This window comes from Labrys sp. ALF-8 (assembly GCF_059699065.1).
Genome location: NZ_AP048538.1, coordinates 1,085,828 through 1,099,664 on the forward strand (window position 1 = coordinate 1,085,828; position 13,837 = coordinate 1,099,664).

A 13,837-nucleotide genomic window follows, 5' to 3' on the forward strand; every position below is an offset into this window, starting at 1 on the left:
ATTTCGAAACATACACCGGCAAAACTTGTGCCAGTAGTAGTCAATTGGGAGATACCAGCACTACCCCCTTACCTATGGTCGCCAGATCACCAGCAAATCCCAGCATCTCATCCGTAATGATTTCTGCGGAGGTCGGCCGAATCTCGCCCACCGCACGCCGGATAAGCCGCGTAACCACCAGCCTCTGACGGCCGATCGGCACAAAGCTCGGCAGCAACTGCCCGTGGGATCTCGTGAAGATCATGCCGCGCCGCATGCCATAACCTGGATGGTCACCAATCGTCCCGGCCACGATCGTGCCTGCGATCAGCCGCGCACCCGCATATGCTCCGGCCCCGCCGCCGACGATGATGAGCCCCCGGCGCATGCTGTCGCCCAAGCGTGGCCCTGCATCCTTCCCGATCACGAGCGTGCCACCGTCCAGGCCATGCATGGCGCCATAAACGGCGCCGCCTGCCGCTTCCTCGGCCGAACCTGCGATACGCACGATCCCGCCGGTCGCAGCGCTCGCCGCGAATGGCCCGGCATTGCCGCCGACCTCGATCTCTCCACGCCGCATCCCGATGCCGAGCCGCTGGCCGACATCGCCCTCGACGAAGATGCGTCCGCCCTCCATGGCGTGGCCCACCCGGTCGAGCCGCGTCGATCCGCCGAGGAAGCGGATTTCGGCGGCCTCCCCTGCCTCCACACCGAAGACATCGCCGACCCGGACGCCGAACCGGGACGTACCGACCACCAGCCTCTCGATCTCGGACGAGGAAAGCCCCGCAAGCTTGTGCGGCACCAGCGCAGATAGATCGAGACGCTCCGGCGGCTGTTCGCGCAGGCGCAGGACGAGTGCCGCCATTACACCAACTCCCGGAGATGGAAATGGTACTTGCCCAGCTTGCCGCCATAGTTGCCCGCCGTTATGCGGAGCAGTCCATTGCCGGCGCCCACGGCGACCGCCGCCTGCAAAGCGGCCCGCATGGACTCCCGTATGGCGTCAGCCGAGAGGCCGTCGATCACGATCTCGAGCACCGCGCCGACCTCATCCGACAGGGCGGAGCGCGCCCTTCCCTTCAGCGTGGGGCAGTAAGGATCATTCGTCGAGGCGATCATTCCCTTGGCCCGGCCGCCAACCTTCGAACCGGAGCGTACGATACCGCCCGGAAACGGCAGGATCACGTCGGCGACGCCCCGGGCAGCCTCGGCAGCGGCCTCCGCGACCGCAAGCGTTCCAGCCTGGTCGCGCCCCAGGAACAACAGGTTGCCACCGCCTACTGCCGCTTCCACCAACCCGGTATCATGCTCGCAGAGGAACTCCCCGTCCATCACGGGTATGCGCCAGTAGCGGTGCCCGCCGATGCGCTTGGCGCTCTCGTAGCCATCTCCGAAGTAGCGGATGTTCGCCCCCAGCTTCAGGCGCTGGCGACCTTCGGAGCCGGCATAGCATGCGGATCCGGGGCTCGTGAGGACGCATTGCCCGACGCGGCGCGCCAACTGCTTGGCCAAGCTGGCACCATCGAAGCCGAACATCAGCACGCGTATGCCGGGCCGGCCGTCAGGCGTCTCCTTTGGTGCAAGAAAGCGATCGATCCCCGCCTCCACGCCGCAACCGATCACCGAGGTCGCGAAGCCCGTCAGGCTCGCCGCTGCGATCTCGGCCCAATGCAGGGTATCCGCCGTGATCACCACCCCTGCGCCGGCCATACCGAAGGCCTCCGCAAAGGTATCGTCGATGGCGATGCCGTTGAGGCTCAGTTCAGCAACGCTCACTTCCGACATGGCTCGACCTCGAACACCTGCCTCTCCGCGAAAGCCTGCTGGGGCACGGCGAAGCCCTTCAATCCCACGCCGAAGCGATCCTCCAGATAGCGGTCGGCATGCGGGCGGATCGCCGGGTCATAGTCCGGCGCCAGAGTCAGCGTCCGGCCGCTGCGCCAGCCCAGTGGCTCGCCCGAGCGCAGGATGACGGCCCCGTCCTTCAGTACGGTCTCGGCACGGGAAAACATCGCCGTCCGATCGGCCTGATCGCGATAGATGGCGACATCCGCCCGGGCTCCCGGCGAAAGGTGCCCGCGATCGAGCAGGCCCAGCAGGCGTGCCGGCGCTGCACGGGTCATGACGGCGATCTCCGAAAAACCGTATTCACGCTCGATGCCTGCCACGCCCGAGCGTTCGCGGGCGATAGCGGGCAACGCAGCCACCGCACGGTCACGCTCCTCCTTGTCCATGAGCAGGTGGATCAGGCGCGGGTAGGCCGTGAAAGGGCCGCCATTGGGGTGATCGGTCGTGAGCAGCACCCGCCACGGATCCGGCGAGAGCAGGAACAACTCCAGCCCGATGGCGAATTGCAGCGCGTTGATGGCGTTCCTGCGCCGATAGTTATACGGCACGATCCCCCCGCCTTCGGCATCCCCGTCGACGAGAATCCACTTGCGGGGGCGCGCAGACTTCCGGCCTGAGAACTGCCGGAGGATATCGAGGGAGATGGTCGTGGTTTGCCCGAACACCACCTGCCCGACGTCGAGCGTCACATTGGGATGTTCGGCGAGGGCCGCGCAGATCGAGGCGGCCGCGGAGGAAAAACCACCCGCCTCATGCCTCGCATAGCCGTAGAACTGCGCGTGGGCGAAATGTATACGCCGTCCCTCGGCCGCCGCCATGGTGGCGACCAGCGTCTCGTCGGACCCGGGCAAGCCGAGATTGTTGCAGTGGACATGCAGGGGATGCGGCACGCCGATGGCTTCGACGGCATCGAGCAGCGCGAGGACGATCTGGCGCGACGTCAGGTCGTAGCTCGGCACGACGTCGTCGAGCCCGAAGGCTCTTATGTTCTCCTTGAAGGCCGCCGCACCGCCCGCATTGACGACCTTGACGCCAAGCCCGCGAGACGTCGCCAAGGTGAGTGCCACAAGGTCCCGCACCGCATCCGAACCAGCCCTGTCGCGCAACAAGGCGAGCAAGTGGTCATCATTGCCGAGGACGGTCAATCCCGCCTTGTCGATCAGCGGAATATCGTCGAGTTCGAGATGCGTTGCGAGCGCGGCGGTGGGGACCAGGGCGGGCTCGACGACGGTGGTGTAGCCCATGCTGGCATAGAGGCGGCCGGTCTCGAAGGCGGACCAGCGCGCGGTCGAAAACGGCAATGCGGGATTGCCCATCGTCTCGCTGACATGCAGTTCGGGCAGAAGGAGCCGCGCGAGGGTCACGTTGCCGCCGGCAATATGGGAATGCACGTCGATGGCGCCGGCCATGACGATGCATCCCTCTGCATCGATGGTTTCATCCGGTACGGCATTCGCAGGCGGCGCGACGATGCGGTCCCCCTGAACCCATATGTCCGAGACGCCATCCTGTCGGCTGACGGGATCTATCACGCGTCCTCCCGCGATCCGGGTCAGCATGGCCGATCTCCCTCCTGCTTCGGGAGCGCATCGCCGATGGCATCAAGGATGAAAGCCACCGATGGCTGTCCGCCGGGACTTGCGGCTTCGACATGGACGAAGGTGCCCCGTCTCTCGTCGAACACAGAGCCCATGCCCTGTTCCCAGGGATCGGCAACCTCCATGACGATATCGGCCTCTCCGCCCCTGGCATGGACCAGCACGGCAGCCGTTGGGATGGTTCTTCCTTCCGCCAACACCCCTGGTCCGAGATCTCCCAGCCAGAGAATGGCATCGGCTTCCCCGCTCGAGACCAGACGTGCCGCGTCGAAGCGCCAGGGATCATGCTCGGGATAGCCACGGCCAAGGCCGATGCGAGGGGGCTCGCCCGTCGTCCAGGCACCGACGGCAAGCGCGGCGCGAGAGGACTTTTCGATGCCGACCGGCAGGCTGGAAAAGCGCGTATTCTCGTTGAGATCCTTCACCAGCCCCTGCAGCATGTCGACGCCCAGCGCTCCCAGTTCGGCCGGATCGTAGACCGCGACGCCGAACCGGCAATCGCCGATCTGCCGGGCAACCCCGGCGAGTTGCGCCGCATCACCGGTCGAGGGCAGCCGCCTCGACACGACCGCCCGCAAGAGAGCCAGGGTGGCGGGCAGTCGGGAGGCATCGCTATCGACGACCTGCTGCGGAAGCTCTGATTGGACGGCGCGTCCGACGGAAACCAGCTGGCGGCTCGCTGCTCCCGCCCGCGTGGGCGCCCTTGCCAGGAGATCCGCGATCGTGAGCGAGTCTGCCGCCGCACCACCGACGATGAGCAACAGATCGGCACGCTCCCGCGCCTCGGCCCAGGTCGTCGTCATCGCACCACGCGAAGCGAGAGTACCGAGATCGGCGTAGAGCGCATCGGAGCCGTGGCTGTCGAGCGCCGCGCCGGCCCGAAATGCCAGGCGATAGGCCGCGCGAAGAGCGTCGACATCCCCCGACAGGCCGCCGACGAGGGGATAGCGCGCCCTGGCCAGCATCTCGCCAATGGCGGCGATCGCTTCTCCTTGCTCGACGGACCTCCCCTTGATCCAGGCTCGCATTCACGCCTCGCCTCTAACTCCTTGACGGGCATAGTCGTAACAACGGCTATAGTCTCCGGCCAAGTGCTCTGACTGTCTCTGGCAAAATTATAAGAATAATATTGATGATTTCTAAGAATGGCCCGCGTTGCCACATGCTCTTCTTTTCGGTGATATTTGGCCTATTGAGGGGGAGTGCCGATGTATCAACACAAGGGAAGCACCTTATCCCCGGCGAGTGAATCCTCCCGCCTGCCGTCCGGCTTCATCCGCGTGCAGGCCCCTGCACGCCTTCATCTGGGCTTCCTGGACCTCAATGGAGGCCTTGGCCGCCGCTTCGGCAGCCTGGGTCTCGCCCTGAACGAACCGGCCGTGGACCTCATCGTAACCGACTCCAAGACCCTTGTGGCCGAAGGAGAGGAAGCGGAACGGTTGCTCCATTATGGCGAGGCGGCTTCGCGCTTTCTCGGCGTTCCCCTGCGCGGGCATATGAGGCTGCGAAAGAGCATTCCGGCTCATGCCGGGCTTGGCTCGGGTACCCAGCTCGCCTTCGCGGTCGCCGCCGCGCTCGCCCGCCTGCACGGCGTCCCCTTCCAGGCCAGGGCCGCGGCTCAAGCTCTCGATCGGGGGAACCGTTCGGGTATCGGCCTCGCCGCGTTCCTTCAAGGCGGCCTCATCCTTGACGGCGGTCGCGGCCACGACGACAGCCCTCCACCAATGATCGCGCGCATGGTCTTCCCCCCGGCCTGGCGCGTGCTCCTCATCTTCGACACCTCTACCGACGGCATCCATGGCGAGGCCGAGGTCAGCGCCTTCAAGCAGCTGCCGCCCTTCCCCATCGCGGACGCGGCGCATCTGTGCCACCTCGCCCTCATGCGGATCCTGCCTGCTGCCGCAATCGGGGACCTTCGCAATTTCGGCGAGGGGGTATCGGAGTTGCAGCGGCGCATCGGCGATCATTTCGCGCCGGCCCAGGGCGGTCGGTTCTTCAGCCCGGGCGTGGCGGCCATGCTGTCGGCCTGCGAAGAGCACGGCATCTTCGGCGTGGGCCAGAGTTCCTGGGGCCCGACAGGATTTGCCATCACCGGATCCGAAGCCGAAGCGCGAGAGCTCGTCGCTCACCTGAACTCGACAGGCCTGCCCCCTGGTATCCACCTGAGAATCGCAAGGGGGCGCAACCAGGGCGCCAAAGTCAGGGCCGGCATGGCAGCAAAAAGGAATACGCCGCAATGAGCCGTTCAATTCTGCACATGCTGTCCCCGCTCAAACACATGAGTCCGTTCGACGTGAACATGGCCGTCGATGCGGGGTTCGATGCCGTGGTCCCCTATACCGGTGTCACCATCGAGGATGTCCGCTCTCTCGTCCAGGACGCCATCTTTTCCCGGTCGCCCAATGACGGCAAGCGAACCTCAATCTTCATCGCCGGCAAGAATGGCGGCCTGGCATTGGACATGCTGGACGCGGCACGCAAGGCCTTCGTTCAGCCCTTCATGCTGAATGTCTTCGCCGACCCGGCAGGTTCCTTCACCACCGGCGCCGCCATGGTCGCGGCTGTGAGAAAGGTGCTTCGCGACAAGCACGGCACGAGCCTTGCCGGCAAGAAGGTGGCCGTCTACGGCGGCACCGGTGTCGTCGCCTATTGCGCGGCTGTTCTCGTCGCCCTCGACGGAGGCCATCCCGTACTGGTGGGGCACGACGGCGACAGGCGGGTTCACGATATCAGCCAGGGCATGAAGGAACGGTTCTCGGTCGATGTAGGCCATGCCGATGGCTCGAATACGCAGGCACGGGAGGCGGCCGCACGAGGCGTCGACGTCATTCTCTCGGCCGGCCCCGCTGGCATGAACATCCTGTCCTCGACCGAACTTGATGCCGTCGGCAACCTGCTCGTCGCAGCGGATGTCAACGCAGTGCCCCCTGCCGGACTGGAAGGCGTCGGGGTGATGGCCGGCGGTGACCCCTTCGGCACAGGCAAGGCGCTTGGAATCGGTGCCCTTGCCATCGGCAACATCAAGTACAAGACCGAGTTCGGCCTCTTTCGCCAGCTACTGGCGACGGAGAAGCCCATTACCTTGGATTTTCGTGATGCCTACAAGCTTGCGGTCGAGATCGCCGGCTGAGGGCGGCGCTGTCCTCATCGCCGCACAGTCCGGGCGCAGCCTTGCCGCAGCGGCCCGGCGGGCGGGATATCGCCCCCTTGTCGCCGATATGTTCGGGGACAGCGATACCAGATGCCTGGCTGAGACCTACCGTCAGGTCCCGGGCCTGTTCGGCAATTCCCTGGCTAGAAAGGCGCTCCTCGCTGCACTGGAAGATCTGGCTGGAAGCGTTGACGGCGCTGTCTCCGGCATCGTCCTCGGCAGCGGCTTCGAGCGCAATCCGGATCTGATGCGGGCAATCGCGCGTCGCTTTCCCCTGATAGGCGCGCCCCCCGAGACAGTCGCCCGGATCAAGAACCCCGTCGATTTCGCCTCGGCGCTGGAGAGGCTGGAGATTCCGCATCCGGCCATTCGGACGGCGCCGACCGACGAGAACGGCATATGGCTGGAGAAGCGGAGCGGAGGCTCCGGGGGCGGCCATATTCGCCCTGGCATAACGGGGCGCCTTCGTCCCGGCCGCTATCTACAGAGGCGGGTCGCCGGTGAGCCCCTATCGATCGCCTTTCTCGCAGACGGTCACGAAAGCCAGGTCGTCGCGGTCACGCGTCAATGGACCTCCCCCTCCCAGCACGCGCCGTGGCGGTATGGCGGCGCCATCGAGGCAGGCGCACCCGGCGATATCCTCCCCGGGATGGCAGCCGCAATTGCCCGCGTCACCGCCGAATTCGGGTTGCGGGGCCTTGCGAGCGCAGATTTCCTCGCCAACGGGCGAGAATGGTGGCTGCTCGAGATCAATCCGCGGCCCGGCGCCACGCTCGACTGTCTCGACAGGCGCCCGACTCCGCTGTTCCTGCGCCATTGGGAGGCGTCATTGGGACATTTGGGGGCGGAGGAAAAGCCGCCGGACCAAGCGACCGGCACCATGATTGTCTACGCTCACCGCCGGATTTCATGGGTTCCGGATGTCCTATGGCCGTCTCATGTGATGGACAGGCCATCTCCAGGAACAGCCATACCGGCGGGAGCTCCGATCTGTACCGTCAGCGCATGTGGCGCCGATGCGGAAGCGGTGAAGACAACATTGGAAGTGCGCGGCAGGGGTGTCGTCCAGCTTCTTCAGGATGGGAACAGGTCTCGTGACTGGATTCTTGGAGCCTCTGAGCGTCAACGCGCTGGCCAAGCCGTTGACTGACAAGCTCGTCGCCGATGCGGGAAGCTTGCGGCTGTCCGTTAGCGCCGGACCGGGCGACTGCCGCTTCATCGATGCCGGAGCGGAAGCAACCGGCTCCGTCGAAGCCGGACGCCGCATTGCCGAGATTTGTCTGGCAGGCCTCGGCGAAGTCTCGCTCGCCCCGAGCGGTCCGGTCGCCAGCTGGCCTTTTTCGGTGACGGTGCGCACCGCCAACCCGGTGCTCGCCTGCCTGGGCTGTCAATATGCCGGCTGGAGCCTCAACACAGGTACCGGCAAGGGCGCCTATTTCGCACTTGGCTCGGGGCCGGGACGTGCCGCGGCGCGAGTGGAGCCGCTTTTCATGGAACTCGGCTATCACGACAATGCCGACAGCGCCGTGCTCGTCCTTGAGACCGCTTCCCCGCCGCCGGAGGCGGTGATCCAGAAGGTGGCCGAGGCGACGGGTTTACCGGTCAAGGCGCTCACTTTCATCTATGCGCCCACGCAGAGCCTAGCCGGAACGACGCAGGTCGTATCACGAGTGCTCGAGGTCGCCCTGCACAAGGCTCACACCCTGGGCTTTCCCCTCGCCCACATCGTCGACGGCATGGGAACAGCTCCCCTCGCCCCACCGACACCGAATTTCGTGCGCGCCATGGGCCGGACCAACGACGCCATCATCTATGGCGGGCGCGTGCAGCTCTTCGTTTCCGGTTCAGCCGCCGCGGCCGCCGCGCTGGCCGAGGCCCTGCCGAGCGCGGCCTCGCGCGATCACGGCAAACCATTCGCGGAGATATTCTCGGCCTTCAACGGCGACTTCTATGCCATCGATCCCCACCTCTTCAGCCCGGCCGAGGTCATGGTGACGGCCCTTGAAAACGGGCAGACCTACCGCGGCGGGCAGATCATGCCGGAACTCGTCAATGCATCCTTCTCCTGACACCCTCCCTGCCGACGAAAGGGCACGCTGACGTGATCATGCCGGAAACAGGCGCCGCCCGCCCCCTGCGTGTCGGGCTTGCCGCGGACAATGGCGAATGGCACCGCTCGCGCCTGTTTGCGGCGCTGCGAGCGTCCGGCATCGAACCCGTCCTTTTCTCGCTGGCGGATGTGAAAATCGTCACGGGCGGAGGTGAGCCGCTGCGCATTCCAGGTTTCGACGGGGAACTGCCCGACGGTGTGCTCTTGCGCACGATATCCGGCGGCACCTTCGAGGCGACGACCATGCGGCTGGGCGTCCTGCATGCCCTCGTCGCCGCCGGCGTGGTGGTATGGAACGATCCGCGCGCCATCGAACGCTGCGTCGACAAATCAATGACCAGCCTGCTCATCGCCCGGGCCGGCATACCGACGCCCGACACCTTCGTGGTTTCCACGCGAGAGGCCGCCGCAGACATCGTGAGGCGCGAGGCGACCACGGAGCGTCCATTGGTCCTCAAGCCCCTGTTCGGCTCCCAAGGCAAGGGACTGCGCCTCGTCGCCACACCCGATGATCTGCCGGATCTGGAAGAAGTCGCGCGTGTCTACTACCTGCAGCGCTTTGTTCCCCGGCGCATGCAGGGCTGGCGCGACTATCGTGTGTTCGTTTGCGAGGGACGCGTGATCGCAGCGATGGCCCGCGAGGGGGAAGGCTGGATCACCAACGTGCATCAGGGCGGACGGCCAACGCCTTGGGCCATGCCGGCCGAGGCCGCCAGTCTGGCGGTGAGGGCCACGCAGGCAGTCGACGTCTCCTATAGCGGTGTCGATCTCATCGAAGACGGCGATGGGCGGTTCCAGGTGCTTGAGGTGAACAGCATGCCGTCGTGGTCCGGCCTGCAGAGCATCAGCGAGGTCGACATCGGCGAGGCCGTCGTTCGCGGTTTCCTTAAGGCCGTCTACGCCGCTCACCGCCCCACCATGGCGGCGGCATCATGAATTTCCATCGGCTCCCCGATCTCCCCGCCACCTACCGCAACGCCTGCACGGCGGAATTGCGGGCCTTGAAGCCGGGCAATGTCCACGATTTCGCCGGCGGGCACGGAGGGACAGTCGAGGATTTCGAGATCAGTGCCGACGTATCGGCTCTTCCGATCACCCGTGACGGCGCCACCGTCGGGCAGCGAATCCTCGGTGCGATCGAGGCTACGCACGCCCATGTCGGCTGGAATACCAATCTGGGAATCGTGCTGCTCTGCGCGCCTCTCGCGGCCGCGGCGGAACGAGGCGGGGCATTGCGCGCCAGCCTTGCCGTCCTCTTGCGCGAGTTGAGCATCGGCGATGCCGCCGACGCCTTCGCCGCCATCCGCCTCGCTTCTCCAGGCGGCCTGGGGCGTTCCGACAAGCATGACGTCGTCGCTCCGCCCACCATCGACCTGCGCGCCGCCATGGCCGCTGCGGCAGAGCGCGATCGCATCGCCCGGGCCTATGTGACGGACTTCGACGAAGTGTTCGAGATCGGCCTGAAGGCCCGCGAGTCGGCCCTTCTGCAGGGCCTGGACGAGCAATGGTGCGCCACCGCCATCCACATGGCCTTTCTGTCCTACGCGCCGGATACCCACATCGCCCGCAAGTTCGGCCCGGAGCAGGCCGAAGCGGTGCGGGCGCGCGCCGCCGAGATCCTGCGCGAGGTGCCTATCGGCCCCGGCGCGCACGAGCCCTTGCTGGCATTCGATGCCGAACTCAAGAAAGGAGGCCTCAACCCAGGAACGACTGCCGATTTTACGGTGGCGACCCTGTTCGCCGCCGCGATCATGCGTTTCCCGGATTCGAAATCCTGAACAGCATACTTGCTGGCAGCAGGATGCGCGGTTACGCTCTCATAGCTATCTGGCCAACCGGTTCGGCAAGATGCCGAACGCTGAAAACAAGGATAGATGGCCCGGCCGCCTTCCAGCTCGGAGCGGCTACTGTTCTCGTAGGGAGGACTATTTCGTTATGGCGAAGATCAACAAAGTATTGATCGGCGAATCTCTTGTCGGCGACGGCAACGAAGTTGCGCACATCGACCTGATCATGGGTCCCCGCGGTTCCGCTGCGGAGACGGCTTTCTGTAATGCTTTGACCAACAACAAGGATGGCTTCACGGCCCTTCTTGCCGTGATCGCACCCAATCTGCAGTGCAAGCCGAATACCCTTCTGTTCAATAAAGTGACCATCAAGGGTGCCAAGCAGGCCGTGCAGATGTTCGGCCCCGCCCAGCATGCCGTCGCCCGCGCCGTCCAGGACAGCGTCGCCGACGGAACGATCCCTGCCGACGAAGCGGACGACATCTTCATCAGTGTCGGCGTCTTCATCCATTGGGAAGCGGCGGACGACGCCAAGATCCAGAAATTCAACTACGAAGCGACGAAGCAGGCCATCGAGCGTGCCGTCCAGGGCTGGCCCTCCGCGGCGGAAGCGACCAGCAAGCGCGAACAGGTCAAGCACCCCTTCGCTGCTTAGACAGGGGACAACCCCGGGCAGGACGCCCCCGCGGCGCCCATGCCGGCGGGTCTGCTTCGGCGGTTGGCAGCCATCTTCCTCGGACGTTGACCCTATCCCAGAGGAGCTCCGGCTCCTCTGGTTTCCTCCAGGGCGCCGCGCGCGTCCGCTATTCAGCCACGGAACCAAGATGCCGGCCATCCAGGCGCCCGTCGTGAAGCGCCGAGGCGACCAGAACGCCGCTGACACCGATATCGACGAGAGAAGCGATGTCGTCCGGGCCGCGCAAGCCGCCCGCGGCGTAGACTTTCGCCTGCGGTGCGAGCGCCCTCACCCAAGCCAGCCTGTCGAGATCCGGCCCGAGACCCGTCCCGACGCGTGCAAGGGTCATGACGATGATCCTGTCGGGCCAGAGGCTGGAATCGTTCAGGAGCGCGGGCGGCCCCATGAACTGATTGCCGCGGAAATCCAGGGACAGCACGGCTCTGCCGGCCATGGCTTTCAGCAGGTTGGAGTCGACCTGGCTCTCCGAACCGAGAACGAGGCTGCAGTGGCCAGGCTCGAGGAGCTTCTCGGCTTCTTCAAGCGTGCCTATGCCGGCATCGATCCAAAGATCCACCTGAGGGAAGGTGGTCGCGAGACGACGGACGCTCTCGATGTCCCGGCCCCGTCCCTCGATGGCGTCGAGATCGGCGACATAGATATGGCGCGCCGAAACCAGCCCCAGGAGGCCGCGCGCGACGTCCACAGGGTCGGCGGTAGCGCTCAATGGAGTAACGATGGGCGCATAGTGTTCCCGATCACCCGCACGCGCCCTCACTACCTGGCCATGCCTGATGTCGAGAACTGGCACGATGTCGAAGGGTCGGCCACTGGAGCTGGGCAAGCGGAACCTCTTTGCCGGGCCGGGAACAAGCCCGATCGAAGTCATATCAGCAGGGCTTCGCGACCGTCCAGCAGCGTTTGCCGGCGCCTGTCCGTCGGACACCGCGCCATTGCCACGACAGATAGCGGAGATACACACCCGTGAATGGATCGAACGAAACGATTTCGCCGGAGATCCTCCCTGGCAGCGGGGCAAACGACCTTGTCGTCGGATGGGATCTCGGCGGCGTTCACGTAAAAGCCGCAGCGGTCTCGCAAGGCCGGTTGATCGGGGTCATCCAGGTCCCATATCAGTTGCGCCAGGGGCTCGCCGTTCTCGACGGCGCCTTCTCCACGCTTCCGGCCTGGGCCCAGGCGCCGGCACGCCATGCCGTGACCATGACTGGCGAGCTCAGCGCCCTTTTCGACGATCGGGCCAAGGGCGTCGCCTCCCTGACGGACTGGGCAGTGCGCCACTGCCGTGGTGAGATCGCGATCTATGGCGGACGGGCTGGGTTCATCCCTCCTTCGGAAGCAGCCTACCATGCCGGCGATGTCGCCTCTGCCAACTGGCATGCAACGGCTGCCTTCGTCGCGAGCCGAATACCACATGCCCTGCTCGTCGATATCGGATCCACGACCTCGGACTTGATTCCGATCGCGGACGGCCGGATTGCGGGCCACGGCTATACAGACGCGGAACGGCTGGGAACAGGAGAACTTGTCTACTGCGGCATCGTTCGCACGCCGCTCATGGCCCTCGCCGAACGCGTGCCCTTCGCCGGCCGTGAAGTCTCCCTGGTCGCCGAGCAATTCGCGACCATGGCGGATGTCCACCGCCTGCTCGGAACGATGCCGCCATCGGCGGACCAGCACCAGACCGCGGACGGGCGGGACAAGAGCCTGGCCAATTCTCGTGCGCGGCTGGCACGGGTGGTGGGGTGGGATGCAGCGGAGGCGCCTGATCATGCCTGGCGGGATCTCGCGGCACACCTGGCCGAGCTGCAGTTGCGCCGCCTGCAGGACGCGGCGGCGAGGATACTTTCCAGGCGGCGGCATGCGGCCCCGCCGCCTATCGTCGGCTGCGGCGTGGGCCGCTTCGTTGCCGAGAGACTGGCCGCGCGAATGGGTCTTGCCTATCGCGACCTTTCGGAGTTCGTGCCTACCGACGGGGGCGATACTGACTACTGGGTATCCTCATGCGCGCCCGCGGTTGCTCTCGCCTGCCTTGCCTGGCACGAATGGGAAAAGCCCGGGACATCATGGGCCGGCCTTCATCTGGACTGACTGATTTTCGTCAGTCGTACCTAGACCGCCACGTATCTTCGCCTCGATCCACTGCCAGGCCTCGCGCTCGGTCGGGCCTGCCGTCTTGTCGATGGCGATTTCCAGATAGGCCATCTCGCTTCGGATCTTCTGGGGCGTGAGAAGATGCAGACGCGTCGACAGGATGGCCGCCTCGAGCACGGCGGCCTGGGCCCTGTTATAGCCCAGGAAGGGTTCATGCATGGCGCTGTGGACTGGCCGGCAGCGGAACCGGGGCCGCAACTCGTCCGGCGCGACCTCCCGAACCACCAGTTCCATATGGGCGAAGCAGTCCTGCAGCCTGACGCCCTCGATCACGTCGCAAGCTACCGTTGCCCAGTCGCGCCGCCCCGTGACGCAGCCGGCAATGACGCGAATATCGCGGGGGGCAGCCGCCGCCAGGAAAGGGTGGCGCTCGAGATTGGCGATGGTCGGCGAAGGCCGAAACGGCGCGACGATATAGTCGTCGCCCTCGACGATCAGACCGAATGGCACGAGATGCACGCTGCCGTCGGGATTGATCGTCGTGACGATTGTCTCGAGGATGAGTGGCATGCC

At 65.5% G+C, this 13,837-nt stretch carries 14 protein-coding genes; 8 read left to right on the forward strand and 6 right to left on the reverse strand.

Going from position 1 to position 13,837, the window contains the following annotated elements; translation table 11 throughout:
- Positions 1–40 precede the first annotated feature (40 nt).
- From AC6H34_RS24945 to AC6H34_RS24960, 4 genes are read right to left on the reverse strand one after another with little or no spacing between them, the layout of a single operon-like run.
- Positions 41–847, reverse strand: coding sequence for a formylmethanofuran dehydrogenase subunit C (locus tag AC6H34_RS24945; RefSeq protein WP_497540580.1), 807 nt, complete (start codon positions 845–847; stop codon positions 41–43).
- Positions 847–1,767 (reverse strand): formylmethanofuran--tetrahydromethanopterin N-formyltransferase, encoded by a 921-nt coding sequence (gene fhcD / locus AC6H34_RS24950; protein ID WP_497540581.1) that lies wholly within the window; start codon positions 1,765–1,767, stop codon positions 847–849. Before fhcD ends, AC6H34_RS24945 begins: the two co-directional genes overlap by 1 nt.
- Positions 1,755–3,389, reverse strand: a complete 1,635-nt coding sequence (locus AC6H34_RS24955; protein WP_497540582.1) for a formylmethanofuran dehydrogenase subunit A — start codon at positions 3,387–3,389, stop codon at positions 1,755–1,757. The genes fhcD and AC6H34_RS24955 overlap by 13 nt, the downstream gene beginning before the upstream one ends.
- Positions 3,383–4,456 carry a formyltransferase gene (locus AC6H34_RS24960; RefSeq protein WP_497540583.1) on the reverse strand — a complete coding sequence of 358 codons (1,074 nt, stop codon included), beginning with the start codon at positions 4,454–4,456 and terminating at the stop codon, positions 3,383–3,385. The genes AC6H34_RS24955 and AC6H34_RS24960 overlap by 7 nt, the downstream gene beginning before the upstream one ends.
- A gap of 180 nt (positions 4,457–4,636) precedes the next feature.
- On the opposite strand from AC6H34_RS24960, the gene AC6H34_RS24965 reads away from it, so the two are divergent.
- The 7 genes from AC6H34_RS24965 (at position 4,637) to fae (ending at position 11,131) form a co-directional block, all read left to right on the forward strand.
- Positions 4,637–5,668 carry a beta-ribofuranosylaminobenzene 5'-phosphate synthase family protein gene (locus AC6H34_RS24965; RefSeq protein WP_497540584.1) on the forward strand — a complete coding sequence of 344 codons (1,032 nt, stop codon included), beginning with the start codon at positions 4,637–4,639 and terminating at the stop codon, positions 5,666–5,668.
- Complete coding sequence (locus tag AC6H34_RS24970) at positions 5,665–6,558, forward strand: NAD(P)-dependent methylenetetrahydromethanopterin dehydrogenase (protein ID WP_497540585.1); 894 nt, start codon at positions 5,665–5,667, stop codon at positions 6,556–6,558. The genes AC6H34_RS24965 and AC6H34_RS24970 overlap by 4 nt, the downstream gene beginning before the upstream one ends.
- Positions 6,524–7,729: an ATP-grasp domain-containing protein gene (locus AC6H34_RS24975; protein WP_497540586.1), complete on the forward strand. Its 1,206-nt coding sequence runs from the start codon at positions 6,524–6,526 to the stop codon at positions 7,727–7,729. The genes AC6H34_RS24970 and AC6H34_RS24975 overlap by 35 nt, the downstream gene beginning before the upstream one ends.
- Positions 7,659–8,648, forward strand: a complete 990-nt coding sequence (gene mch, locus AC6H34_RS24980; protein WP_448147649.1) for a methenyltetrahydromethanopterin cyclohydrolase — start codon at positions 7,659–7,661, stop codon at positions 8,646–8,648. Before AC6H34_RS24975 ends, mch begins: the two co-directional genes overlap by 71 nt.
- Before the next feature lie 65 nt (positions 8,649–8,713).
- The gene (locus AC6H34_RS24985) at positions 8,714–9,625 is read left to right on the forward strand and encodes an ATP-grasp domain-containing protein (RefSeq protein ID WP_497541278.1); all 912 of its coding nucleotides are present in this window, start codon (positions 8,714–8,716) and stop codon (positions 9,623–9,625) included.
- Positions 9,622–10,467, forward strand: coding sequence for a triphosphoribosyl-dephospho-CoA synthase (locus AC6H34_RS24990; protein WP_497540587.1), 846 nt, complete (start codon positions 9,622–9,624; stop codon positions 10,465–10,467). The genes AC6H34_RS24985 and AC6H34_RS24990 overlap by 4 nt, the downstream gene beginning before the upstream one ends.
- Positions 10,468–10,624: 157 nt before the next feature.
- Positions 10,625–11,131: a formaldehyde-activating enzyme gene (gene fae / locus AC6H34_RS24995; RefSeq protein WP_448147651.1), complete on the forward strand. Its 507-nt coding sequence runs from the start codon at positions 10,625–10,627 to the stop codon at positions 11,129–11,131.
- 148 nt (positions 11,132–11,279) lie between these two features.
- Here the strand turns inward: fae and AC6H34_RS25000 are convergent, their stop codons facing one another.
- Entirely contained in the window at positions 11,280–11,996 is a 717-nt protein-coding gene (locus AC6H34_RS25000; protein WP_497540588.1) for a HisA/HisF-related TIM barrel protein, read from the reverse strand.
- Between the two features lie 140 nt (positions 11,997–12,136).
- Here AC6H34_RS25000 and AC6H34_RS25005 point away from each other — a divergent pair, with 140 nt between their 5' ends.
- Positions 12,137–13,261, forward strand: coding sequence for a hydantoinase/oxoprolinase family protein (locus tag AC6H34_RS25005; RefSeq protein WP_497540589.1), 1,125 nt, complete (start codon positions 12,137–12,139; stop codon positions 13,259–13,261).
- On the opposite strand, the gene AC6H34_RS25010 is transcribed toward AC6H34_RS25005, so the two are convergent.
- The gene (locus AC6H34_RS25010; protein WP_497540590.1) at positions 13,235–13,834 is read right to left on the reverse strand and encodes a DUF447 domain-containing protein; all 600 of its coding nucleotides are present in this window, start codon (positions 13,832–13,834) and stop codon (positions 13,235–13,237) included. The two genes, AC6H34_RS25005 and AC6H34_RS25010, sit on opposite strands and share 27 nt — an antisense overlap.
- Positions 13,835–13,837 lie beyond the last annotated feature (3 nt).

Bases quoted from the DNA above. Each gene is read 5' to 3' on its own strand.
- AC6H34_RS24945 (WP_497540580.1), bottom strand. From the start codon at position 847: ATGGCGGCACTCGTCCTGCGCCTGCGCGAACAGCCGCCGGAGCGTCTC.
- fhcD (WP_497540581.1), bottom strand. From the start codon at position 1,767: ATGTCGGAAGTGAGCGTTGCTGAACTGAGCCTCAACGGCATCGCCATC.
- AC6H34_RS24955 (WP_497540582.1), bottom strand. From the start codon at position 3,389: ATGCTGACCCGGATCGCGGGAGGACGCGTGATAGATCCCGTCAGCCGA.
- AC6H34_RS24960 (WP_497540583.1), bottom strand. From the start codon at position 4,456: ATGCGAGCCTGGATCAAGGGGAGGTCCGTCGAGCAAGGAGAAGCGATC.
- AC6H34_RS24965 (WP_497540584.1), top strand. From the start codon at position 4,637: ATGTATCAACACAAGGGAAGCACCTTATCCCCGGCGAGTGAATCCTCC.
- AC6H34_RS24970 (WP_497540585.1), top strand. From the start codon at position 5,665: ATGAGCCGTTCAATTCTGCACATGCTGTCCCCGCTCAAACACATGAGT.
- AC6H34_RS24975 (WP_497540586.1), top strand. From the start codon at position 6,524: ATGCCTACAAGCTTGCGGTCGAGATCGCCGGCTGAGGGCGGCGCTGTC.
- mch (WP_448147649.1), top strand. From the start codon at position 7,659: ATGGGAACAGGTCTCGTGACTGGATTCTTGGAGCCTCTGAGCGTCAAC.
- AC6H34_RS24990 (WP_497540587.1), top strand. From the start codon at position 9,622: ATGAATTTCCATCGGCTCCCCGATCTCCCCGCCACCTACCGCAACGCC.
- fae (WP_448147651.1), top strand. From the start codon at position 10,625: ATGGCGAAGATCAACAAAGTATTGATCGGCGAATCTCTTGTCGGCGAC.
- AC6H34_RS25010 (WP_497540590.1), bottom strand. From the start codon at position 13,834: ATGCCACTCATCCTCGAGACAATCGTCACGACGATCAATCCCGACGGC.